The 20,355-nt window shown below is 73.0% G+C and carries 18 protein-coding genes; 12 read left to right on the top strand and 6 right to left on the bottom strand.

Annotated features, from left to right (window positions below; genetic code table 11):
• Positions 1 to 34 precede the first annotated feature (34 nt).
• Complete coding sequence (locus ACIPYQ_RS03350; RefSeq protein WP_030717411.1) at positions 35 to 1,396, bottom strand: glutamine synthetase family protein; 1,362 nt, start codon at positions 1,394 to 1,396, stop codon at positions 35 to 37.
• Positions 1,397 to 1,568: 172 nt separating this feature from the next.
• On the opposite strand from ACIPYQ_RS03350, the gene ACIPYQ_RS03345 reads away from it, so the two are divergent.
• The 4 genes from ACIPYQ_RS03345 (at position 1,569) to ACIPYQ_RS03330 (ending at position 4,064) form a co-directional block, all read left to right on the top strand.
• Positions 1,569 to 2,012 carry a hypothetical protein gene (locus ACIPYQ_RS03345; protein ID WP_401245656.1) on the top strand — a complete coding sequence of 148 codons (444 nt, stop codon included), beginning with the start codon at positions 1,569 to 1,571 and terminating at the stop codon, positions 2,010 to 2,012.
• Between the two features lie 53 nt (positions 2,013 to 2,065).
• The gene (locus tag ACIPYQ_RS03340) at positions 2,066 to 2,767 is read left to right on the top strand and encodes a DUF3105 domain-containing protein (RefSeq protein ID WP_401245654.1); all 702 of its coding nucleotides are present in this window, start codon (positions 2,066 to 2,068) and stop codon (positions 2,765 to 2,767) included.
• The gene (locus ACIPYQ_RS03335) at positions 2,764 to 3,444 is read left to right on the top strand and encodes a DUF305 domain-containing protein (protein WP_401245652.1); all 681 of its coding nucleotides are present in this window, start codon (positions 2,764 to 2,766) and stop codon (positions 3,442 to 3,444) included. Before ACIPYQ_RS03340 ends, ACIPYQ_RS03335 begins: the two co-directional genes overlap by 4 nt.
• A 200-nt stretch (positions 3,445 to 3,644) precedes the next feature.
• Complete coding sequence (locus ACIPYQ_RS03330; protein ID WP_361769649.1) at positions 3,645 to 4,064, top strand: CBS domain-containing protein; 420 nt, start codon at positions 3,645 to 3,647, stop codon at positions 4,062 to 4,064.
• Here ACIPYQ_RS03330 and ACIPYQ_RS03325 read toward each other — a convergent pair.
• The gene (locus ACIPYQ_RS03325; RefSeq protein ID WP_401246105.1) at positions 4,049 to 4,951 is read right to left on the bottom strand and encodes an alpha/beta fold hydrolase; all 903 of its coding nucleotides are present in this window, start codon (positions 4,949 to 4,951) and stop codon (positions 4,049 to 4,051) included. The two genes, ACIPYQ_RS03330 and ACIPYQ_RS03325, sit on opposite strands and share 16 nt — an antisense overlap.
• Before the next feature lie 8 nt (positions 4,952 to 4,959).
• Entirely contained in the window at positions 4,960 to 5,661 is a 702-nt protein-coding gene (locus ACIPYQ_RS03320; RefSeq protein ID WP_401245650.1) for a DUF998 domain-containing protein, read from the bottom strand.
• Positions 5,662 to 5,734: 73 nt separating this feature from the next.
• Here ACIPYQ_RS03320 and ACIPYQ_RS03315 point away from each other — a divergent pair, with 73 nt between their 5' ends.
• The 4 genes from ACIPYQ_RS03315 (at position 5,735) to ACIPYQ_RS03300 (ending at position 11,461) form a co-directional block, all read left to right on the top strand.
• On the top strand, positions 5,735 to 6,229 hold the full coding sequence (locus ACIPYQ_RS03315; RefSeq protein WP_401245648.1) for a hypothetical protein: 495 nt from the start codon (positions 5,735 to 5,737) through the stop codon (positions 6,227 to 6,229).
• Positions 6,230 to 6,488: 259 nt separating this feature from the next.
• Positions 6,489 to 8,096: a multicopper oxidase family protein gene (locus ACIPYQ_RS03310; protein WP_401245646.1), complete on the top strand. Its 1,608-nt coding sequence runs from the start codon at positions 6,489 to 6,491 to the stop codon at positions 8,094 to 8,096.
• Positions 8,097 to 8,268: 172 nt separating this feature from the next.
• Complete coding sequence (locus ACIPYQ_RS03305) at positions 8,269 to 9,633, top strand: DUF4190 domain-containing protein (RefSeq protein WP_401245644.1); 1,365 nt, start codon at positions 8,269 to 8,271, stop codon at positions 9,631 to 9,633.
• 73 nt (positions 9,634 to 9,706) lie between these two features.
• A complete protein-coding gene (locus ACIPYQ_RS03300) occupies positions 9,707 to 11,461 on the top strand; it encodes an NAD+ synthase (protein ID WP_401245642.1) in 1,755 nt (584 codons plus the stop codon).
• Between the two features lie 51 nt (positions 11,462 to 11,512).
• Here ACIPYQ_RS03300 and ACIPYQ_RS03295 read toward each other — a convergent pair whose 3' ends face one another.
• On the bottom strand, positions 11,513 to 12,541 hold the full coding sequence (locus ACIPYQ_RS03295) for an endonuclease/exonuclease/phosphatase family protein (protein ID WP_401245640.1): 1,029 nt from the start codon (positions 12,539 to 12,541) through the stop codon (positions 11,513 to 11,515).
• A gap of 286 nt (positions 12,542 to 12,827) precedes the next feature.
• Here ACIPYQ_RS03295 and panB point away from each other — a divergent pair, with 286 nt between their 5' ends.
• From panB to ACIPYQ_RS03280, 3 genes are all read left to right on the top strand, one after another.
• A complete protein-coding gene (gene panB / locus ACIPYQ_RS03290; RefSeq protein ID WP_401245638.1) occupies positions 12,828 to 13,706 on the top strand; it encodes a 3-methyl-2-oxobutanoate hydroxymethyltransferase in 879 nt (292 codons plus the stop codon).
• Positions 13,707 to 13,851: 145 nt separating this feature from the next.
• Positions 13,852 to 14,874 carry an ATP-binding cassette domain-containing protein gene (locus ACIPYQ_RS03285; RefSeq protein WP_401245636.1) on the top strand — a complete coding sequence of 341 codons (1,023 nt, stop codon included), beginning with the start codon at positions 13,852 to 13,854 and terminating at the stop codon, positions 14,872 to 14,874.
• On the top strand, positions 14,871 to 15,722 hold the full coding sequence (locus ACIPYQ_RS03280) for an ABC transporter permease (protein WP_401245634.1): 852 nt from the start codon (positions 14,871 to 14,873) through the stop codon (positions 15,720 to 15,722). Before ACIPYQ_RS03285 ends, ACIPYQ_RS03280 begins: the two co-directional genes overlap by 4 nt.
• A gap of 56 nt (positions 15,723 to 15,778) precedes the next feature.
• On the opposite strand, the gene ACIPYQ_RS03275 is transcribed toward ACIPYQ_RS03280, so the two are convergent.
• Positions 15,779 to 19,285: an AfsR/SARP family transcriptional regulator gene (locus ACIPYQ_RS03275; protein WP_401245632.1), complete on the bottom strand. Its 3,507-nt coding sequence runs from the start codon at positions 19,283 to 19,285 to the stop codon at positions 15,779 to 15,781.
• 73 nt (positions 19,286 to 19,358) lie between these two features.
• On the opposite strand from ACIPYQ_RS03275, the gene ACIPYQ_RS03270 reads away from it, so the two are divergent.
• Positions 19,359 to 20,153, top strand: a complete 795-nt coding sequence (locus tag ACIPYQ_RS03270; RefSeq protein ID WP_401245630.1) for a site-2 protease family protein — start codon at positions 19,359 to 19,361, stop codon at positions 20,151 to 20,153.
• Between the two features lie 19 nt (positions 20,154 to 20,172).
• On the opposite strand, the gene ACIPYQ_RS03265 is transcribed toward ACIPYQ_RS03270, so the two are convergent.
• A complete protein-coding gene (locus ACIPYQ_RS03265; protein ID WP_030723453.1) occupies positions 20,173 to 20,355 on the bottom strand; it encodes a hypothetical protein in 183 nt (60 codons plus the stop codon).

Here is a 20,355-nt window from a genome sequence, read left to right as displayed (position 1 = left end):
GGGCCGCTCCCTTGGCCGTGTCAGCGGCCGGTGGTCAGAGCACCGGGAGGTTTTTGCGGAGTTCGAAGGCGGTGACCTCCGAGCGGTATTCCTCCCATTCCTGCTTCTTGTTGCGGAGGAAGAAGTCGAAGACGTGTTCGCCGAGGGTTTCGGCGACCAGTTCGCTGCGTTCCATCAGGGAGATGGCCTCGCCGAGGTTCTGGGGGAGGGGTTCGATGCCCATGGCGCGGCGTTCGGCGTCGGAGAGGGCCCAGACGTCGTCGTCGGCGCCCGCCGGGAGTTCGTAGCCCTCCTCGATGCCCTTGAGGCCGGCCGCCAGGAGGACGGCGTACGTGAGGTACGGGTTGGCGCCCGAGTCGATCGAGCGGACCTCGACGCGGGAGGAGCCCGTCTTGCCCGGCTTGTACATCGGGACGCGGATCAGGGCGGAGCGGTTGTTGTGGCCCCAGCAGATGTACGAGGGGGCCTCGCCGCCCGCGCCGGCGCTGCGGGAGGAGCCGCCCCAGATGCGCTTGTAGGAGTTGACCCACTGGTTGGTGACCGCCGCGGTCTCGGCGGCGTGCTTGAGCAGGCCCGCGATGAAGGAGCGGCCCACCTTCGAGAGCTGGTACTCGGCGCCCGACTCGTAGAAGGCGTTGCGGTCGCCCTCGAAGAGGGAGAGGTGGGTGTGCATGCCCGAGCCCGGGTATTCCGAGAAGGGCTTCGGCATGAAGGTGGCCTGGACGCCCTGTTCGAGGGCGACCTGCTTCATGACGAGGCGGAAGGTCATGATGTTGTCGGCCGTGGAGAGCGCGTCGGCGTAGCGGAGGTCGATCTCCTGCTGGCCGGGGGCGCCCTCGTGGTGGCTGAACTCGACCGAGATGCCCATCGATTCGAGCATGGTGATCGCCTGGCGGCGGAAGTCCATGCCCACGTTCTGCGGGGTGTGGTCGAAGTAGCCGGAGTTGTCGGCCGGGACCGGGCGGGTGCCGTCCAGCGGCTTGTCCTTCAGCAGGAAGAACTCGATCTCCGGGTGGGTGTAGAAGGTGAAGCCCAGGTCGGAGGTCTTGGCCAGGATGCGCTTGAGGACGTAGCGCGGGTCCGCGAAGGACGGGGAGCCGTCCGGCATGAGGATGTCGCAGAACATCCGGGCGGTCCCGGGGGCCTCGGCGCGCCACGGCAGTATCTGGAACGTGCTGGGGTCCGGCTTGGCGATCATGTCGGACTCGTAGACCCGTGCGAAGCCCTCGATCGCGGAGCCGTCGAAGCCGATCCCCTCGTCGAAGGCCTGCTCCAGCTCCGCGGGGGCGACCGCGACGGACTTGAGGAAGCCCAGTACGTCGGTGAACCACAGGCGCACGAAGCGGATGTCGCGCTCCTCAAGCGTCCGGAGGACGAATTCCTGCTGCTTGTCCATGCCTTCATCCTCGCAGTTCAGACGGCCTGTGCACCACCGCCTCACGGGTCGGGGCACAGTCGGGCCGGCCCAGTATCGCCAGTGGTGGTTTCCGCCACATTACGCACCCGGGAAAGCTCGCGGCACCCCCGCACTGACCTCGGAGCGGTCATGAGCATTACCATCTGCGCCCATGGGGGGCCTGCAGTGCGTGCGGCCGGGGCGTCGGGGACGTCCCGGGCTTCGGCGCGCCCTCCCGCCGGCGGTCTTCGGCACGCTGGTCGGGGCGCTGGCCGGGGTGCTGGTCGTCGCACTGACCGGCGCGCTGTTCCTGTGTGCGTCCCGGCCGGGCGAAGCCCCCGTGTCGCACCACGGAAGCGTCCAGGCGGGCGCGCGGGCCGAGCCGTGGGCGCACGGCACGGCGCACGCCGTCTGCGTGTCCCCGTACGACCTGCCCGGCTGCTCGTCCCTGGCGCACGTGACCCCGGGCGTCCTGCCCGTGCCGCCGCCCGCCGTGACCGTGCCGGGCGGCGAGCCGCCGCCCGCCGCCGAGGCTTCCGGGGCGGGCCGGATCCGGCCGCCCGAACCGCTCGCGCGCGCCCCCGACCTGCATGCCCTCCAGGTGCTGCGGACCTGACGGGTCCGGTTTTGCGTTCCACCCACCCCCCTCAGCAGAAGGAACCAGGGCACATGGCCAGCAAGTCCGGCAGGACCCCCCAGCACACCGACCCGCACTCCCGCCAGGCGCGCATAGCCGAGATGCGCCGCGCCGACAAGATTCGGGAGCGCCGCAACAAGGCCATCGCGATCACGACCTCGACGGTCATCGTCGCCGGTCTGGTCGGATTCGGCGCCTGGGTGCTGATCGAACAGAAGCAGACCGAGCAGCGCAAGAAGGAGGCCGCGGAGCAGATCCGCAAGGAGGCCGAGGAGGTCCGCCAGAAGCCCGTCGAGGGCGAGCAGCTCTGGGACGCGAAGAGCCTGGGCCGCAACCACGTCGAGACCCCGGTGAAGTACGAGATGAACCCCCCGGTCGGCGGTGACCACCACCCCCGCTGGATGAACTGCAACGGCGACGTCTACAAGAGCCCGCTGCCCGAGGTGAACGCCGTGCACTCGCTGGAGCACGGGGCCGTCTGGGTCACGTACAACGAGAAGGCCGCCAAGGCCGACGTGGACAAGCTCGCCGCGACCGTCGGCAAGACCCCGTACACGCTGATGAGCCCGGTCAAGGAGCAGACCGGCGCGATCATGCTCAGCGCGTGGGGCAAGCAGCTGACCGTGGAGACGGCGGACGACCCGCGGGTGAAGCTGTTCTTCACCAAGTACGTACAGGGCGATCAGACCCCCGAACCGGGCGCGGCCTGCACGAGCGGGCTGACCGCCAAGTGACCGGCCGCACCCCCCGTACGTACTGGGTCGCGGGCACGGCCGTCCTGCTGGCGCTGCTGTTCGCGGCGGCGGCCACGGTCGCCGCCGCCAACGGCGATCCCGGTGCGGCGCGCCCCCGGACCGCCCCCGCCACCCCGGGGCTCCACTCCCCGGACGCAGGCTTCGCCCGGGACATGGCGGTGCACCACCAGCAGGCGGTGGAGATGTCGTTCATCGTGCGGGACCGCACAGAGGACGAGCCGGTCCGCACCCTCGCCTACGACATCGCCAACACCCAGGCCAACCAGCGGGGCATGATGCTCGGCTGGCTGGACCTGTGGGGGCTGCCGAAGGTGGTGGCCGACGAGCCCCCGATGTCGTGGATGGGGACCTCCGGAGGTCACGGAGACCATGCGGGTCACGGCGCCGCCAAGCCCGGCGCGCTGATGCCCGGCATGGCCACCAAGGAGGAGCTGGAGCAGCTGGGAGCCGCCTCCGGGCGGGACGCCGAGGTGCTCTTCCTCCAGCTGATGACCGACCACCACAAGGGCGGCGTCGCGATGGCCGCGGGCTGTGCGCAGCAGTGCGTGACCCCGGTCGAGCGGGCGCTGGCCCAGGGCATGGTCGACGCGCAGCGCTCGGAGATCACCCTGATGACGGACATGCTCGGGAAGCGCGGGGCTGCGCCGCGCGGGTGACCGGACACGCGCCGGGCCGGTGACCGGACGCGCGCCGCGCGGGTGACGGGACACGCCCGTACGGTGGTGGGAGGGCGCCCTCTCACCCGTACGGGCGTGTGCTCCCGCGCGTGGAGTCGCACGACGAGCCCTGGGCGGGGGACGCCGAGGCGGGCGCAGCCGCGCCCCGCCGCTCGTACGGCGCTCAGGAGGTTGATGCGATGACCACCGCCGGAGAGATCATGCACAAGGGGGCCCAGTGGATCCCCGCCACCGAGACCCTGGACCGGGCCGCCCAGCTGATGAGCGAGCTCAATGTGGGCGCGCTGCCCATCAGCGACTCCGAGGAACGGCTCTGCGGGATCCTGACCGACCGCGACATCGTGGTCGGCTGCGTGGCCAAGGGCCGCGACCCGTCGAAGATCACGGCCGGTGACATGGCCCGGGGCACGCCGCGCTGGATCGACGCGGGCGCGGACGTCTCCGAGGTCCTGGAGGAGATGCAGAGCCACCAGATCCGCCGGCTGCCGGTGATCAGGAACAAGAAGCTGGTCGGCATGATCAGCGAGGCCGATCTGGCCAAACACCTCTCCGAAGAACAGATCGCGGGCTGGGCCGAGAAGGTCTACGCGAGGAGCTGACCGCCGGCGTTGCGGACCGCCCGGGCCACCTGGTCCGGGCGGTCGAGCATGACCAGGTGCCCGGCGGGCTCGGCGACCTCGAAGCGGGCCCCCAGCACGTCGGCGAGATCCGCCTGGCGGGCCAGCCAGCGCAGGGCGGAGCGAGCGGCCGAGCCGTCGTGACCGGCGAGGACGGTGGCGGGGGCGGTCAGCGGGTGCGTCCCGCGCAGGGCGAGCAGCTCGGCGGCCATGTCCGGGTAGCGGGAGTTCTCCAGCAGGGCGCCGCGCCAGACGCGGCCGGTGCGGTAGCACCGGCGTACGAGGTCCCGTGCGGCCGGGTCGGGGCCGCCGGTGCGGGAGGCCCGTACGGTGGCGCGCCGGGCCAGTGGCCCCAGCGCGGCCGGCAGCCCGGCGGCGGTCACCGCCCGGCCGAGCGCACGGGCGGCGCCGGTGCGCAGCGCGGCGGGCAGCACCGTACGGGGGTCCTCTTCCACGCTGCCGTCGAGGAGGACCAGGGCGGCGGTGCGCCGCGGGTACAGGCGGGCGAACGCCTCGGCGTGGAACGCGGCGATCGAGTGCCCGACGACGGTGACCGGGCCGGTGCACCCCAATGCGTCCAGCAGGCCGGCGATCCGGCGGGCCTCCCCGGCGGTGGTGGGCGGCTCGGCGGCCGGGCCGCTGAGGCCGTGGCCGGGCCGGTCGAAGCGGACGACGGTGCGGCCCGAGGCGGCGAGCAGCCCGGCGACCGCGTCCCAGTCGAACCAGGCCATGGCGAGCCCGGCGCTGAGCACGCACACGGGACCCCGGCCCTCGACGACGACGTGCAGCGGCACCCCGTCCACGCGGACGAACCGGCCGGTGCCGCCGCTCGCGTGCGGGTTCGCGCACGGCGTCGCGTACGACGTCATGTGCGGCGTCATGTACGGCCTTCCTTGTGGACCGAGTAGGCGAGCAGGCCGAGCCAGAGCGCCACGAGCAGCACCTGGAGCCGCTGTCCGGCGCCGAGGGCCCAGGTCCCGCGCCCCGCGGTGAACATCGCGATGGCGGTCAGCGTCCACGCGGTGGCGAGCAGTTCGAGGGTGACGAGCGCGGGGCCGTAGCGGGCCAGCGGGGCGAACCAGCCGTAGCGGCGGGCGGCGACGGTCAGGGCCACCAGGCCGACGAGGGCGCCGGTCATGGCGAGGCTGCTGCTGACGGCATGGGCCCGGTGGGTGGCGGGGACCAGGCCGGCGGTCTCCAGGGCGGCGCATTCGGGGTCCACGGTGGGCGTGCAGCTCAGCGGCAGCCAGGCGTCGGCGGCGGTGGCCGCGCCGAAGAGGGTGACCCCGGCCCAGCCGACGACCGCCCAGAGGCGGCGCGACTCGGCGTACTTCAGCAGCCGGGACAGGGCCAGCAGTCCGCCGGCGAAGGCGAGCATCCCGGCGGTGAAGTCGGTGGCCCGGAAGAGGCCGCCGAGCGGCTGGTCCTGGGCGGCGAGCTCGCTCACGTACGTCTTGATGGGGTTGAGACCCGTGGAGAGGACGACTTCGAGGACCCACGCGGTGTAGGCGGCGCCTGCGAGACCGATCAGGGCGGCGACCGGCCAGGCGGTCCGCGGAGAGAGGCCATGTGGGGACATAGTGTGACTAATCCTAAGCAGACCCGGGGGTCGGTCCTATGATCGGATACCCACCCCGGGTAGGGTTTCGGCCATGACGCGCAGTGCTGAGCGAGCCGCCCCGGGTTCCCGGGTGCTGCTGCTCGCCGCGCTGCTGCTGGGCATCGTCACCATGCACACCCTGGGTCATCCGTCCGCCTCCCATGCCATGGAGGACGTGTCCACGGCCCACTCCGTTGCCTCGGCCGGGTCACCCGGTCCCGCGGCGGACGGTGGCGCGCACCACACCCCGGCGCACGAACCGGCCCCGGCCCAGGCCCCGGCACCGGGCCTGGAAGCGGGCCTGGAAGCGGGCCTGGAACCGGCGCAGACCGCCGGGACGCAGTGGCCCGGTACCGGCATGGACCCCATGTCCGTCTGCTCCGCCGTGCTCGCGGGGCTCGTCATCCTGTACCTCGGCGCCGGACCGGCCGGCTCCCGCGACACCGCGCCGCTCGGGGGCGCGGCCCGCATACCGGGCCGGTCCGGTGGCCCGGATCCGCCCTCGCCCCGCGAGCTCCTCACCCGGCTGGCGGTCCTGCGGGTATAGGCCCGGCCCCGGCCGTCGCCTCCACGTGCCCGTACGTCCGTACCCCCACATTCCGGTACGCCCGCATGCCGGTACGTCCCTACGCCCGTACACGCCCGCATGCCCTCGTGCCCGTACGCAGTGGCACCCGCACGTCCGCGGTGCCCCGCTCCCGTACCCCGTACCCCGGCATGTCCGTACGCCCATGCGCCCGTACGCCCGCGAGGCGGCGCCGAACCGCGCCCATGAATCCGTAACACCAGACCCACGAGGTGCTCCCATGCGCTCTCTTCCCACCCGTCGCGCCGTACTCGGCGCATCCGCGGCCCTCGCCGGCTCCGGACTGCTCGCCGCCTGCTCCGGCTCCTCCGGCACGGACCACGGCTCCATGAACCACGGCGGCTCCGCCGCCGACGGCCCCGAGGGGTACGTGGACCCGGCCGGGCCCGAGGTCCGCGCCGCCGAGGCGGCCCGCAAGGCGACCGGCCCGCTCACCGAGGTCAAGGTCACCGCCACCGCCACCCCGCTCGACCTCGGCGCCGGGCGGACCGTCCGCTCCTGGGCGTACGGGGACAAGCTGCCGGGCCAGGAGATCCGGGCCACCGCGGGCGGCACCCTCTCCCTCACCCTGGCCAACAACCTCCCCGAGGCCACCTCCCTGCACTGGCACGGGCTCGCGCTGCGCAACGACATGGACGGGGTCCCGGGGCTGACCCAGCGGGACATCGCCCCGGGCGGATCCTTCACGTACAAGTTCGCCGTCGCGCAGCCCGGGACGTACTGGTTCCACCCGCACACCGGGGTCCAGCAGGACCGTGGCCTCTACGCCCCGCTGATCATCGAGGACCCGAAGGAACCCCTCTCCTACGACAAGGAGTGGGTGGTCGTCCTGGACGACTGGATCGACGGAGTGGACGGCGCCACTCCGGAAGCCGTCCTCGCCGAGCTCCGCAAGGGCATGAACGGGGACGGGAACGGCAACGGAGGCGGAGGCGGCGGGGGCCACGCCGGGCACGGCGCCCCGCCCGCCCCGGGTGCGAGCCGCCCCGGCGGCCGCTCCCACGTCCTCATGGGCGCCGACAGCGACATCCTCGGCAAGGACGCGGGCGACGTCGCCTACCCCTACTACCTGATCAACGGCCGGGTGGCGGAGGATCCGTCGGTCTTCACCGCCCGCCCCGGGGACCGGATCCGGCTGCGCATCATCAACGCCGGCGGGGACACCGCCTTCCGGATCGCCCTCGGCGGCCACGAGCTGACGGTCACCCACACCGACGGCTACCCGGTGGAACACCTGAAGACGGGCTCCCTGCTCCTGGGCATGGGCGAGCGGTACGACGTCCTGGTCACCGCCCAGGACGGGGTGTTCCCGCTCACCGCACTGGCCGAGGGCAAGGGGCAGTCGGCGCTGGCCGTGCTGCGCACCGGGTCGGGTGCGGCGCCCACGGCCGCGACCCGGCCGGCCGAACTGGACGCGCGGCCGCCGGCGGCGGACGCGTTCAAGGCCGCCGGTGCGGCCGTACTGGCCTCGCGCGAGCCGGACCGTACGGTGCAGCTCCGCCTGACCGGCTCCATGACCCGGTACAACTGGGCCTTCGACGGCAAGCCGTACACACCGGACCAGCGGCACCCGGTGAAGGCGGGCGAGCGGGTCCGGCTGGAGTTCCGCAACGCGACGCCGATGTGGCACCCGCTGCACCTGCACGGCCACACCTTCGCCCTGGGCACAGAGGCGGGCGGGGCGCGCAAGGACACCGCGATCGTCCTGCCGGGCGGGCGGCTGACGGCGGACTTCGACGCGGACAACCCCGGGCTGTGGATGGTCCATTGCCACAACGTCTACCACTCGGAGTCCGGAATGATGACGGTGCTGGGCTACCAGCTGTAGGCGGCGGCCGTACGGTCCCGGGCCGGCCCATGCGGCGGGCCGGCCCGGGACCCCGCCCGGGACCCGGTCCGACCCCGCCCGGGCCCGGGCGGGAATTCGGACGGGTGCGAGCCGCGGGCATGGCACCCTTGCGGTGATCACAGCAGCTGCGACAAAGGACGCCACCGCCGGTATGAGCACCCCGCCGAACCCGCCCAGCACTCCCGCCGAGCCCCCGACGGAGCCGGCGGACACCCCGATACCCGAGACCGCCTCCGTACCGGCGCCCGCGCAGCCGCTGTCGCTCGACAAGACCCCGGCCCCGGCGGCCCCCGAGGCTCCCGCGGCATCGGCCGCCCCCGAGGCGTCGGCCACCTCGGAGCCCCCGGCCCCCGCCGACGCGCCGGCAGCTCCTGCTCCCGCGGCTTCCGCCACCCCCGTTGCTCCCGCGGCTGCCGAAGCGCCCGCCGCCCCGGCAGCCCCGGCGGCCCCCGAGGCCCCGGCAGCCCCGGTGGACTCTGCCGCCCCCCAGGCCCCGGCCGCCCCCGCCCCGTCGCAGTTCGCCCCGCCCGCGCCGTCGCCGTTCGCCACCCCCGCCCCGGGCTCGACGTCGCCGTTCGCCAGCCCCGCCCCCGGCACCACGTCGCCGTTCCCCATGCCCGCCCCGGGCGCGCCGACCGTGCCCGTCGCCCCGGCCGCCGGCATGCCCGGCGCCCCCGCCTGGGGCCAGCCCGGCTTCGGCGCGGGCCCGTACGGCGGATACCCGCAGCCGAAGGCGCCCACCAACGGGCTGGCCGTCGCCGCCGTGATCGTCGCCAGTCTGGGTGTCATGGCCGCCGTCGTGCCCTTCTTCTTCTGGCTCGGCGCCCTGATGGCCGTCGTCGCCACGGGACTCGGCATCGGCGGCGTCGTCCGCGCCAACAAGGGCGCCCCGAACAAGACGATGGCCGTCGTCGGCACCGTCCTCGGCGTGCTCGGCCTCGCCGCCTCGGTCGGCGGTTTCTTCCTCACGGCCGCCATCATCGAGGACACCCCCAGTCGGTACGAGCGGGGCATCGACATCGGCGAGGACGACATGGACCTGGAGGGCCTCTACCCCAGCGGTGAGCCCTGGCCGTCCGCGTCCCGGTCGCCCTCGCAGGTCCCGGGCCTGACCAGCGCGCTGCCGTTCGGCGAGACCTTCACCTACCCGAACGGCGTCAAGGTGACCCTGTCGGCGCCGACGAAGTACGAGCCGAAGGGCATCATCGCCCGCGAGCGGGTGAAGAACGCGATCCAGCTGACGATCACCATCACCAACGGTTCGTCCTCGCCGCACGAGGTCATCTACGCCGTGCCCAGCGTCCGCGACGAGCACGGCATGACCGCCGACATGGTCTTCGACAGCAGCGGCTCCGGCGGCAGGGTGCCGAAGATGATCGAGGGGTCCATCCTGCCGGGCGCGTCCGCCAGCGGGGTCGTGGCCTTCGAGCTCCCCGAGGGCACCAAGAGCATCACCGCGAACATCTCCGCGGGAACCCGGCTCGAGGACGTGAAGTACGCCGGCCCGATCGGCTGACGAGGCAGTTCCCCCAAGGGAAAACAAGCGGGGCCCAGGACATCGCGTCAGAAAGACGATTAGACTGGGCCCCGTGCCTCAACTACGCCTCGCTCTGAATCAGATCGACTCGCACGTCGGCAACATCGCCGCCAACGCCGACTCGGTCGTGCACTGGACCCGGCACTCCGCCGAGCAGGGTGCCCACCTGGTGGCGTTCCCGGAGATGATGCTGACCGGGTACCCCGTCGAGGACCTCGCCCTGCGCGGCTCCTTCGTCGAGGCCTCCCGCGCCGCGCTGCGCGGGCTCGCGGAGCGGCTGGCGGCCGAGGGCCTCGGCGAACTGCCGGTCGTCGTCGGCTACCTCGACCGCACCGAGAAGGCCGTTCCCCGGCTCGGCAAGCCGGCCGGCTCCCCCGAGAACGCGGCGGCCGTGCTGCACCGCGGGCGGGTCGTCCTGCGCTTCGCCAAGCACCACCTGCCCAACTACGGGGTGTTCGACGAGTTCCGGTACTTCGTGCCGGGCGACACCCAGCCCGTGATCCGGGTGCGCGGCGTCGACGTGGCCCTGGCCATCTGCGAGGACCTCTGGCAGGAGGGCGGCCGGGTCCCGGCCACCCGCTCCGCCGGGGCCGGACTGCTGATCTCCGTCAACGCGTCCCCGTACGAGCGCAACAAGGACGACCTGCGCCTCGAACTGGTCCAGAAGCGCGCCCAGGAGGCCGGCTGTACCCTCGCCTACCTGGCCATGATCGGCGGCCAGGACGAGCTGGTCTTCGACGGCGACTCGATCGTCGTCGACGCCGGCGGCGAGGTCATCGCCCGCGCCCCGCAGTTCTCCGAGGGCTGCGTCCTGGTCGACCTCGACCTGCCCGCCGCCCGCGCCGACGCCCCCGAGGGCGTGGTGGACGACGGGCTGCGCATCGACCGCGTGATCCTGTCCGAGGAGCCGGTGGAGCCGTACGAGGCCGTGGTCACCGGCGGTTACGCCGACCGCCTCGACGACGACGAGGAGGTCTACGACGCGCTGGTCGTGGGCCTGCGCGCGTACGTGAAGAAGAACGGGTTCCGCTCCGTCCTGATCGGGCTCTCCGGAGGTATCGACTCCGCCCTCGTCGCCGCCATCGCCTGCGACGCGATCGGCGCGCAGAACGTGTACGGGATCTCGATGCCGTCGAAGTACTCCTCGGACCACTCCAAGGGGGACGCGGCCGATCTGGCCGAGCGGACCGGCCTGAACTTCCGGACCGTGCCGATCGAGCCGATGTTCGACGCGTACATGGGCTCGCTGGGCCTCACCGGCCTGGCCGAGGAGAACCTGCAGTCCCGGCTGCGCGGCACCATGCTGATGGCGGTCTCCAACCAGGAGGGCCACATCGTGCTGGCCCCGGGCAACAAGTCGGAGCTGGCCGTGGGCTATTCCACGCTCTACGGCGACTCGGTGGGCGCGTACGGCCCGATCAAGGACGTCTACAAGACGGACGTCTTCCGGCTCGCGCAGTACCGCAACCGGGCCGCCGCCGAACGCGGCGAGGCCCCGCCGATCCCGGAGAACTCCATCGTGAAGCCGCCGAGCGCCGAACTGCGCCCGGGCCAGGTGGACACCGACTCGCTGCCGGACTACCCGGTGCTCGACGCGATCCTGGCCCTGTACGTGGACCGCGACCAGGGCATGGAGGCGATCGTGGAGGCCGGCTTCGACCGTGAGCTGGTCGCCCGGACCCTGCGGATGGTGGACACGGCGGAGTACAAGCGCCGCCAGTACCCGCCGGGCACGAAGATCTCCGCGAAGGGCTTCGGCAAGGACCGCCGGCTGCCCATCACGAACGGCTGGCGCGAGCAGGCGTAACCGCCGCCCGCGTCGGCTCTGGCCGTCAGCTCTGCCCGGCGGGTGCGTGCGTCAGGGCTTGACCGTGACCCGGGCGGCGACCGGAAGGTGGTCGCTGCCCGTGCGCGGCAGGGTCCAGGAGGCCTCCGGCCGGATCCCGCGGACCATGATCTGGTCGATCCGGGCCATCGGGAACTGCGCCGGCCAGCTGAAGCCGAAGCCGTCGCCCGCCGCGCCCTGGGTGGAGCGCATCTGCGAGGTCACCTCGGACAGGGCGCGGTCGTTCATGGTGCCGTTGAGGTCGCCGAGCAGGATGACCTTCTTCAGCGGTTCTGCGGCGAGGGCGGCGCCCAGCGCGTCGGCGCTGTCGTCGCGCTGGTTCGCGGTGAAGCCGGCCTTCAGCTTGACCCGGACCGAGGGCAGGTGCGCGACGAAGGCGGCGACCTTGCCGTGCGGGGTGTCGACGGTGGCGCGCATGGCGCGGGTCCAGCCCATCCTGATGTCGACGGGCGCGCTCGCGCTCAGCGGGTACTTGCTCCACACGCCGACGGTGCCCTCGACCGAGTGGTACTTGTACGTGCCCGCCAGGGCCTTCTCGTAGACGGGGACGGCGCTCCCCTTGAGCTCGGTCAGGGCCAGGATGTCCGCCCCGGACTTGGCGACCGATTCGGCGGTGCCGCGCGGGTCGGGGTTGTCGGCGTCGACGTTGTGGGTGGCGACCACGAGGTTGCCGCCGGAGCCGGACTTGTCGGTGACCAGGCCGCCGAAGAGGTTCACCCAGACCGCGCCGGTCAGCACGAGCGCGATGAGCGCGGTCGCGGACTTGCGGAAGACGGCGCCGGCCAGCAGGAGCGGGACGGCCAGGCCCAGCCAGGGCAGGAAGGTCTCGGTGAGGCTGCCGAGGTTGCCCACGTCGTTGGGCAGCTCCGCGTGGAAGATCATCACCAGCGCGATCAGTACGGCGATCGCGGCGAGCACCCATCCCCGCCGCCAGATCCCGGGGTCCTTGCGCAGTTCGGCCAGCCGGCGCCGGAAGCGGGATCCGGAGGGCTCGGGCTCCGAGCCGCCGTTCCCCGATTCCGTCATGTACGCCTGTGCCATGCCACTGCCCTCACTGCCGCGCTCGCGCTCCGTCCCCGCCCCTTGACCCTAGGCGATGCACGAAGCCTTCCGTGTCGTACGTCACGACCGTCCGTCGCGGTCGTACGTCCGGGAGGACGAACGGCCGTGCGCACCGGGTTCCGCTTGTCACGAAACGCGCACATTGGATCCTCCTGGCCGGGTGTGGGCCCCACCACTTCCGCCTGTGGCCCCGCGGATGCCACCATGGTGGGTGAGTCCGGGGACGCCGTGAGGGCGCCTCGAGATGACACAAGGAGCAGTTGCAATGACGCATGCCGTTTCGCCTGCCCGCGAACCCGCAGCAGCATCTCCGTCGCACGCACCCACCCTGTACGGAGGCACGGGCACCCGGCGCATCACCGTCCGCGACCTGACGCTCGCCAAGGAACGCGGCGAGAAGTGGCCCATGCTCACCGCCTACGACGCCATGACCGCGTCCGTCTTCGACGAGTCCGGCATCCCGGTCATCCTCGTCGGCGACTCCATGGGCAATTGCCACCTCGGCTACGACTCCACCGTCCCGGTGACGATGGACCAGATGACCATGCTGTCGGCGGCCGTCGTACGGGGCACGAGCCGCGCCCTGGTCATCGGCGACATGCCGTTCGGCTCGTACCAGGAGGGCGCCGTGCAGGCGCTGCGCAGCGCCACCCGTCTCGTGAAGGAGGCGGGGGTCGGAGCGGTGAAGCTGGAGGGCGGCGAGCGCTCGCTGGCCCAGACCGAGCTGATCGTGCAGTCCGGCATCCCCGTCATGTCCCACCTGGGCCTGACCCCGCAGTCCGTCAACGCCATGGGCTACCGGGTGCAGGGCCGCGGCGACGAGGCCGCGCACCAGCTGCTGCGCGACGCGAAGGCGGCGCAGGACGCGGGCGCCTTCGCGGTGGTGCTGGAGCTCGTCCCGGCCGAGCTGGCCGCCGAGGTCACCCGGTCCCTGCACATCCCGACGGTCGGCATCGGCGCCGGCTCGGAGTGCGACGCGCAGGTGCTGGTGTGGACCGACATGATGGGCCTGACCGGCGGGAAGCTGCCGCGGTTCGTGAAGCAGTACGCGAACCTGCGGGCGACCATGGGCGACGCGGCGAAGGCCTTCGCCGAGGACGTGGTCGGCGGAACGTTCCCGCAGGAAGAGCACGCCTTCCACTGATGAGATGAGCGGCCGCTCCGGCGGCCCGCCGGCCCCCGTGGCCCGCTCCACCGACAGCCCGCCGACCGTGTGCCGGCGGGCTGTCGTATGCCTGTCGTACGTTTGTCGGTCGGCTGTCGGTGCTTTGTCAGTGACGGGTGGTCCCATGGTGGACATGACGCGAAACGACAAGAAGCCCAACGCCGTGGAGGTACGGGGGCTGGTCAAGCACTACGGCGAGACCAAGGCCCTCGACGGCGTGGACCTGGACGTCCGCGAGGGCACGGTCCTCGGAGTCCTCGGCCCCAACGGCGCCGGCAAGACCACCCTCGTGCGATGCCTCTCCACCCTGATCACCCCGGACTCCGGCACGGCCGTCGTCGCCGGGTACGACGTGGTCCGCCAGCCCCGCCAGCTGCGCCGCACCATCGGCCTCACCGGCCAGTACGCCTCGGTCGACGAGAAGCTCTCCGGCTGGGAGAACCTCTACATGATCGGGCGGCTGCTCGACCTCTCCCGCAAGGACGCCCGCCGCCGCGCGGACGAGATGCTGGAGCGGTTCTCCCTGACCGAGGCGGCCAAGAAGGCCGCCATGAACTACTCCGGCGGCATGCGCCGCCGGCTCGACCTGGCCGCCTCCCTGATCGGCAACCCGGCCGTGCTCTACCTGGACGAGCCGACCACCGGTCTCGACCCCCGCACCCGCAACGAGGTGTGGGACGAGGTCCAGCGGCTGGTCGCCGAGGGCGCCACCGTGCTGCTCACCACCCAGTACATGGAGGAGGCCGAGCAGCTCGCCAGCGAGCTGACGGTCATCGACCGCGGCAAGGTCATCGCCAACGGCAAGGTCGACGAGCTGAAGGCGCGCGTCGGCGGACGCACCCTGAAGATCCGCCCCGTGGCCTCCGCCGACCTGCCGGGCATGGCCCGCGCGCTGGCCGAGGCCGGACTGGACGGCGTGGCCGGCACCCAGGCCGTTCCGGACGAGGGCGTGCTGCTGGTCCCGATCCTGAGCGACGAGCAGCTGACCGCCGTCGTCGGCCTGCTGGCCGCCCGCGGGTACGCCATCGCCGACCTCGGCACCTACCTGCCCAGCCTCGACGAGGTGTTCCTCGCCATCACCGGCCAGAAGCCCCTCTCCGTCGAGGACTCCGTTCCCACCGAGAAGACCGAGGAGGTCGCGGCATGAGCACCGTAACCACGACGAAGCCCGCTCCCACCGCGCCCGGTCCGGCCTCGGTGGTCGCACACTCCGGCGAGGGCCGGATCGGCCTGCGGGCCAACCTGCGGCACATCGGCGCCCTGGTGCGCCGCAACGCCCTGCAGATCAAGCAGGACCCCGAGTCGATGTTCGACGTCCTGTTCATGCCGATCATCTTCACGCTGCTGTTCGTGTTCGTCTTCGGCGGCGCCGTCTCCGGCAAGGGCAACCAGGGCCAGTACGTCAGCTACCTGGTCCCGGGCCTCATGGCCATGATGGGCATGAACATCGCCATGGCGGTGGGCACCGGGGTCAACGACGACTTCAAGAAGGGCGTGATGGACCGGTTCCGGTCCATGCCGATCGCCCGGTCGTCCGTACTCCTCGCCAAGATCGTCGTCGAGATCGGCCGCATGCTGATCGCCATCTCGATCCTGCTCTGCGTGGGCTTCACCCTCGGTCTGTCGATCGACGGCTCGATCCTGGACCTGTTCGCCGCCATCGGCCTGTCGGTCGTCTTCGGCGCCTCGCTGATGTGGATCTTCATCCTGCTGGGTCTGACCATGAAGACCGCGCAGGCCGTCCAGGGCATGGCGATGCTGGTCCTGATGCCGCTCCAGTTCGGCAGCTCCATCTTCGCCATGCCGTCCACCATGCCGGGCTGGCTGCAGGCCTTCACGGACTACAACCCGCTGTCCAACCTGGCCGACGCGGCCCGGGCCCTGATCAACGGAACGCCGGTGGGCGACTCGGTGTGGATGACCCTGGCCTGGTCGGTCGCCATCACCGCGGTCACCATGCCGCTCGCGGTACGGAAGTTCCGCCAGAAGACCTGATCCGCGGACCGGTCCGTTCGGATCGCGTCCCGGACGGACACCGGCCGGGGGCCGGGTCAGATGAGGGCGGTGGCCTCCTCCATGGTGAGGCCGCCGCCTTCGGCGTACGCCTTCTCGAAGGCCGCGTCGCCGAGCGCCGCCCGCGTCAGCTCCTCGACGAGGGCGGCGTCCTCGCGTTCCATGGTGATCGGGAAGTGCCGGGGCGGCAGATGGGTACGGTAGGCGCCGAGCAGCCGGACGGCGTCGTACGTGCGCCGCGGGCCGCCCAGCGAGACGAGGGAGACGGCCCCGGTCAGCAGGTACACGGCGGGCAGCTGCGGGGCGACCATCATCACGAGCGGGTCCCGGACCCGGTTCGTGGCCTCGCGGATCCGCACCAGCGCCTCCTCGTACGCACCCTCCCGGTTGTCCAGCCAGGCCGTCGTGGCGAGGAGGAACACGTCGAAGACGGCGTACGCGCCGAGCGCGAAGTCCTGGCGCAGCGCCTCGATCTGGGCCCGGGCCTCGACGATGCGGCCGGTACGGCCCAGGAGGCCCGCGAGGAACATCCGGGCGGCGGGCATGGCCTCGTTGCCGTACCCCTGCCACCGTGCCGTGATCTCGGTGAGGATCTCCTCGGCCTCTTCGGCCTCCCCGTTCTCGACCAGCGTCCCGGCCATCCGTACGCGCAACACCGTCACCTGGGCGTGGGCGCCCAGGCGTTCGGCATGCACGATCGCGGCCCGGAAGTCCTCGGCGGCCAGCGCGTACATGCCGCGCTTCTCCCGGGACTCGGCGCGCGCGGACAGCGCCTCGGCGCAGCCCCAGTCGTCGCCGAGCTCGCGGAAGAGGGCCAGGCTCTCCTCGGCGTCGCGGGAGGCGTCGCCGGCCCAGTCCGCCCGGTTGGCGAGGATGTTGGCCCGCAGCTGCAGGGCGGAGGCGAGCTCCCAGCGGTAGCCGAAGGCACGGGCGGTCTGAACGGTGTCGTCCACGACGCGCTGCAGCAGCCCGGGGTCGCCCGCGATCATGACGGCGTAGATCCAGAGGGAGGAAGGGGTCCGGCAGGTCTGCGGCAGCCCGGGCCGGTAGGCGGCGAGCACGCCGTCGATCTGGGCGCGGACCTCGGGGGTGTCCCAGGTGTCGCTGTTCTGGTCGCGGGCGGCCAGCCGGATCAGCTGGATGCCGCGCCAGGCCTCGGTGAGCAGTTCGCCGGTGTACGGCGGGGGCGTGTCGACGATCCGCCCGTGGACGGGCTCGGCGGGGACGACGGGCGCCGCGAAGGGGTTGGGGCCGAGCGCGGCGGCCGCCTCGGACCAGTGCCGGGACTCGGTGCCCAGGTCGTGCATGTGCCAGTGCCAGCCCAGGGAGTGGACGAGGCACAGCACTTCGTCGACGTCGCGGGCGGCGACCGCGCGGCGCAGGGCGGTACGGATGTTCTCGTACTCGGCGGCGAGCAGCTCGGTCGCGGCCCGCTGGCCGTGCCCGCGGAGCAGGGGTTCGTTGGTACGGGCCAGTTCGCGGTAGTGGACGAGGTGGCGGCGCTCGGTGTGCTCGCGGTCGCCCTCGGCGGCGGCGAGGCGCTCGGTGGCGTACTCGGCGACGGTCTCCAGGAGGCGGTAGCGCATGCCGGAGCCGTCGGGGCCGGGGGCGGCGACGACGAGGGATTTGTCGACGAGGGAGCCGAGGACGTCGGCGGTGTCGTAGGACGGGTCGGCGCAGACGGCCTCGGCGGCGGCGAGGTCGCAGCCGCCGGCGAAGACCGACAGGCGGCGCAGGACGGTGCGCTCGGGCTCGTCGAGGAGGTCCCACGACCAGTCGACGACGGCCCGCAGGGTCTGCTGCCGCGGCAGGACCGTACGGGCACCACTGGTCAGCAGCCGGAACCGGTCGTCGAGCCGGTCGGCGATCTGGCGCGGGGTGAGCAGCCGCAACCGGGCGGCGGCCAGCTCGATGGCGAGCGGCAGACCGTCCAGCCGCCGGCAGATCTCCGCCGCCGCGGCCGGATCGTCGTCCGTACGGAACCCCGGCCGGGCCGCGGCCCCACGGTCACCGAGCAGCCGCAGCGCCACGGGATCGGGCAGCGGCTCCACCGGACGCAGCGACTCCCCCGGCACCCCCAGGGGCTCCCGGCTCGTCGCGAGGATCTGCACGCCCGGACAGCGCGCCAGGAGCTCCTCCGCCAACTCGGCGGCCGCACCGATCACATGCTCGCAGTTGTCGAGCAGCAGCAGGAGCCGCTGCCGTGCGCAGTGCTCGGCGAGCCGGTCCAGAGGGGCGTCGCCGGTCCGGTCGGTCAGGGCGCGCAGCTCCTCGGCGGCGGCGCCGCGCAGCTTGGTCTCCCGGGCCCCGAGCGCGGCGAGCGCGGCCTCGGCGACGTCCTCCGGGTCGTCGACGGGGGCCAGCTCGACGAACCACACCCCGTCGGGCCATCCGCCGTGCGCGCCGTGCGCCTCGGCGGCCTCCTGCGAGAGCCGCGTCTTGCCGGCCCCGCCGGGCCCGAGGAGCGTGACGAGGCGCGCCCGCGCGAGATCGTCCCCGATGACCCGGATGTCGTCCTCACGGCCGACGAAGGTGGTGAGCCGGGCCCGCAGGTTCCCGCTGCCCCGTCCGGCCTGCCGGGACGCCTCGGGCGCCGACGACGGGTACGGATACGGGCCCGGCCCGGAGCCGGCGCCCCGGCCCGGCTGCGCCGGATGCCCGCCCGGGGCGGGGGCGCCCTGCTCGGGCCGGGCCGGTCGCGCGGCGGCACCGGCGTCCGCCGGGTACTGGCCGCTGCCCGGGGGCTGCGCCCAGGGCTGCACGGCCTCCACGGCGGAGCCTTGTGCGGGTGCGCCGGGCCGGACCGGTTGCGCGGCGGCACCGGCGTCGGCCGGGCCGGGGGTGAGGAGTTCGGTGTGCAGGGCGCGCAGGGCGGGGCCCGGGTCCGTGCCGAGCCGGGCCGCCAGGTCCCGGCGTACGGCGTCGTACGCGGCCAGCGCCTCCGCCGGGCGGCCCGCGTCGCGCAGCGCCCGGATGCGCAGGGCCTGCAGCGGCTCGTCCAGCGGCTGCTGCGCGCACAGCGCGGTCAGCTCCGGCAGGGACCGCTCGGCCCCGCCCAGGGCCAGGGCCGCCGCGAGCCGGCCCCGGCGCGCGTCCATCCGTACGGCCTCCCAGCGCGCGGCCTCCGCGCCGGGGTCCGGCAGGTCGGCGAGGGCCGGTCCGCGCCAGAGGGCGAGGGCGTCCTCGTATCGTGCGGCGGCCTCGGCCGGGTCCGGGGTCTCGGCCGCGGACCGGGCGAGGCGCTCGAAGCGGTACAGGTCGACGTCCTCGCGTTCGGCGGCGAGCTGGTAGCCGCCCTCCGCGGAGCGCACGGCCGCGTGCCCGAGGGCCCGCCGCAGCCGGGCGACGAGCGCCTGCAGGGCGGCCACCGCATCGGCCGGCGGGTCGCCGTCCCACACCTCGGAGACCAGCAGCGCGGCCGGCACCACCCGCCCCGGCCGCAGCGCGAGCGCGGTCAGGAGCGCCCTCAGGCGCGCTCCGCCGACGCCGACGGGGGTCCCGTCGTCGTGGATGGCCTGGGCGGTGCCGAGAATTGCGTAACGCACCGGCCCATTGTCCCCGTACCCCGCCCCGGCCCCGAACCGTTTTCCCTCAGGCGGCCGGGATAGGTTTCCCGGCATGGGTCATCAGGGCAGCCGCGGCGAGCGGCGGATCAGTTCGGTATTCCTCGGCATCTTCGCCGTCATGGCCGTCACCGGCTGGGCCGTGTGGACGGGGTACTCGACGAGCACCGGGCTCGCCGTGTTCCTCTTCGTGACGTCGGCGTGGGTCGTCTCCCTCTGCCTGCACGAGTACGCGCACGCCCGCACGGCCCTGCACGGCGGCGACCTCTCGGTGGGCGCCAAGGGCTATCTGACGCTGAATCCGCTGAAGTACACGCACGCGCTGCTCAGCATCGTGCTGCCGGTGCTCTTCGTGATCCTGGGCGGGCTGGGCCTGCCCGGCGGCGCCGTCTACATCGAGCGCGGCCGGATCCGGGGGCGCTGGAAGCACAGCCTCATCTCGGCGGCGGGCCCGCTCACCAACGTGGCGTTCGCCCTCATCTGCACGGCGCCGTTCTGGCTGGACGCCCTCGACGGGGTGCCGATGCCCTTCCGGTACGCGCTCGCCTTCCTGGCACTGCTCCAGGTCTCCGCGGCGATCCTGAACTTCCTGCCGGTACCGGGCCTCGACGGCTACGGGGTCATCGAACCCTGGCTGTCGCACCGGGTGCGCCGCGAGGTGGAGCCGCTGGCACCGTTCGGCCTGATCGCCGTCTTCGCGCTGCTGTGGATCCCGGAGGTCAACATCTTCTTCTTCGGCGTGGTGCGCGACCTGCTGTCCGCACTGGGCGTGTCGGCCCTGGAGACGGACTGCGGCCACGCCCTCTACCGCTTCTGGCAGGACGCCGGCAGCTTCTGCGAGGCCCCCTGACCCGGCCCCGCCCGGCCGCCTACGAGGTCCGCGCGGCCTTCTCGGCCTTCGCCTTGCGCAGGTAGTACCAGGCCAGGTTGGACGTGAGCCCCGCGAGCAGCACCCAGACGATCCCGAGGAAGCTGCCCTCCACGAAGGCGACGACGGCCGCGGCCACCGCAAGAACGCAGACGACGACGGCGAAGACGGCAAGGCGGGGCAT

The organism is Streptomyces sp. NPDC090045 (assembly GCF_044747975.1).
GTDB lineage: Bacteria > Actinomycetota > Actinomycetes > Streptomycetales > Streptomycetaceae > Streptomyces.
This window is presented reverse-complemented; position numbering and strand designations above follow the sequence as displayed.

Coding starts and splice junctions, on each gene's coding strand:
- ACIPYQ_RS03350 (WP_030717411.1), bottom strand. CDS start 1,396: ATGGACAAGCAGCAGGAATTCGTCCTCCGGACGCTTGAGGAGCGCGAC.
- ACIPYQ_RS03345 (WP_401245656.1), top strand. CDS start 1,569: ATGGGGGGCCTGCAGTGCGTGCGGCCGGGGCGTCGGGGACGTCCCGGG.
- ACIPYQ_RS03340 (WP_401245654.1), top strand. CDS start 2,066: ATGGCCAGCAAGTCCGGCAGGACCCCCCAGCACACCGACCCGCACTCC.
- ACIPYQ_RS03330 (WP_361769649.1), top strand. CDS start 3,645: ATGACCACCGCCGGAGAGATCATGCACAAGGGGGCCCAGTGGATCCCC.
- ACIPYQ_RS03325 (WP_401246105.1), bottom strand. CDS start 4,951: ATGACGTCGTACGCGACGCCGTGCGCGAACCCGCACGCGAGCGGCGGC.
- ACIPYQ_RS03320 (WP_401245650.1), bottom strand. CDS start 5,661: ATGTCCCCACATGGCCTCTCTCCGCGGACCGCCTGGCCGGTCGCCGCC.
- ACIPYQ_RS03315 (WP_401245648.1), top strand. CDS start 5,735: ATGACGCGCAGTGCTGAGCGAGCCGCCCCGGGTTCCCGGGTGCTGCTG.
- ACIPYQ_RS03310 (WP_401245646.1), top strand. CDS start 6,489: ATGCGCTCTCTTCCCACCCGTCGCGCCGTACTCGGCGCATCCGCGGCC.
- ACIPYQ_RS03305 (WP_401245644.1), top strand. CDS start 8,269: ATGAGCACCCCGCCGAACCCGCCCAGCACTCCCGCCGAGCCCCCGACG.
- ACIPYQ_RS03295 (WP_401245640.1), bottom strand. CDS start 12,541: ATGGCACAGGCGTACATGACGGAATCGGGGAACGGCGGCTCGGAGCCC.
- panB (WP_401245638.1), top strand. CDS start 12,828: ATGACGCATGCCGTTTCGCCTGCCCGCGAACCCGCAGCAGCATCTCCG.
- ACIPYQ_RS03285 (WP_401245636.1), top strand. CDS start 13,852: ATGGTGGACATGACGCGAAACGACAAGAAGCCCAACGCCGTGGAGGTA.
- ACIPYQ_RS03280 (WP_401245634.1), top strand. CDS start 14,871: ATGAGCACCGTAACCACGACGAAGCCCGCTCCCACCGCGCCCGGTCCG.
- ACIPYQ_RS03270 (WP_401245630.1), top strand. CDS start 19,359: ATGGGTCATCAGGGCAGCCGCGGCGAGCGGCGGATCAGTTCGGTATTC.
- ACIPYQ_RS03265 (WP_030723453.1), bottom strand. CDS start 20,355: ATGCCCCGCCTTGCCGTCTTCGCCGTCGTCGTCTGCGTTCTTGCGGTG.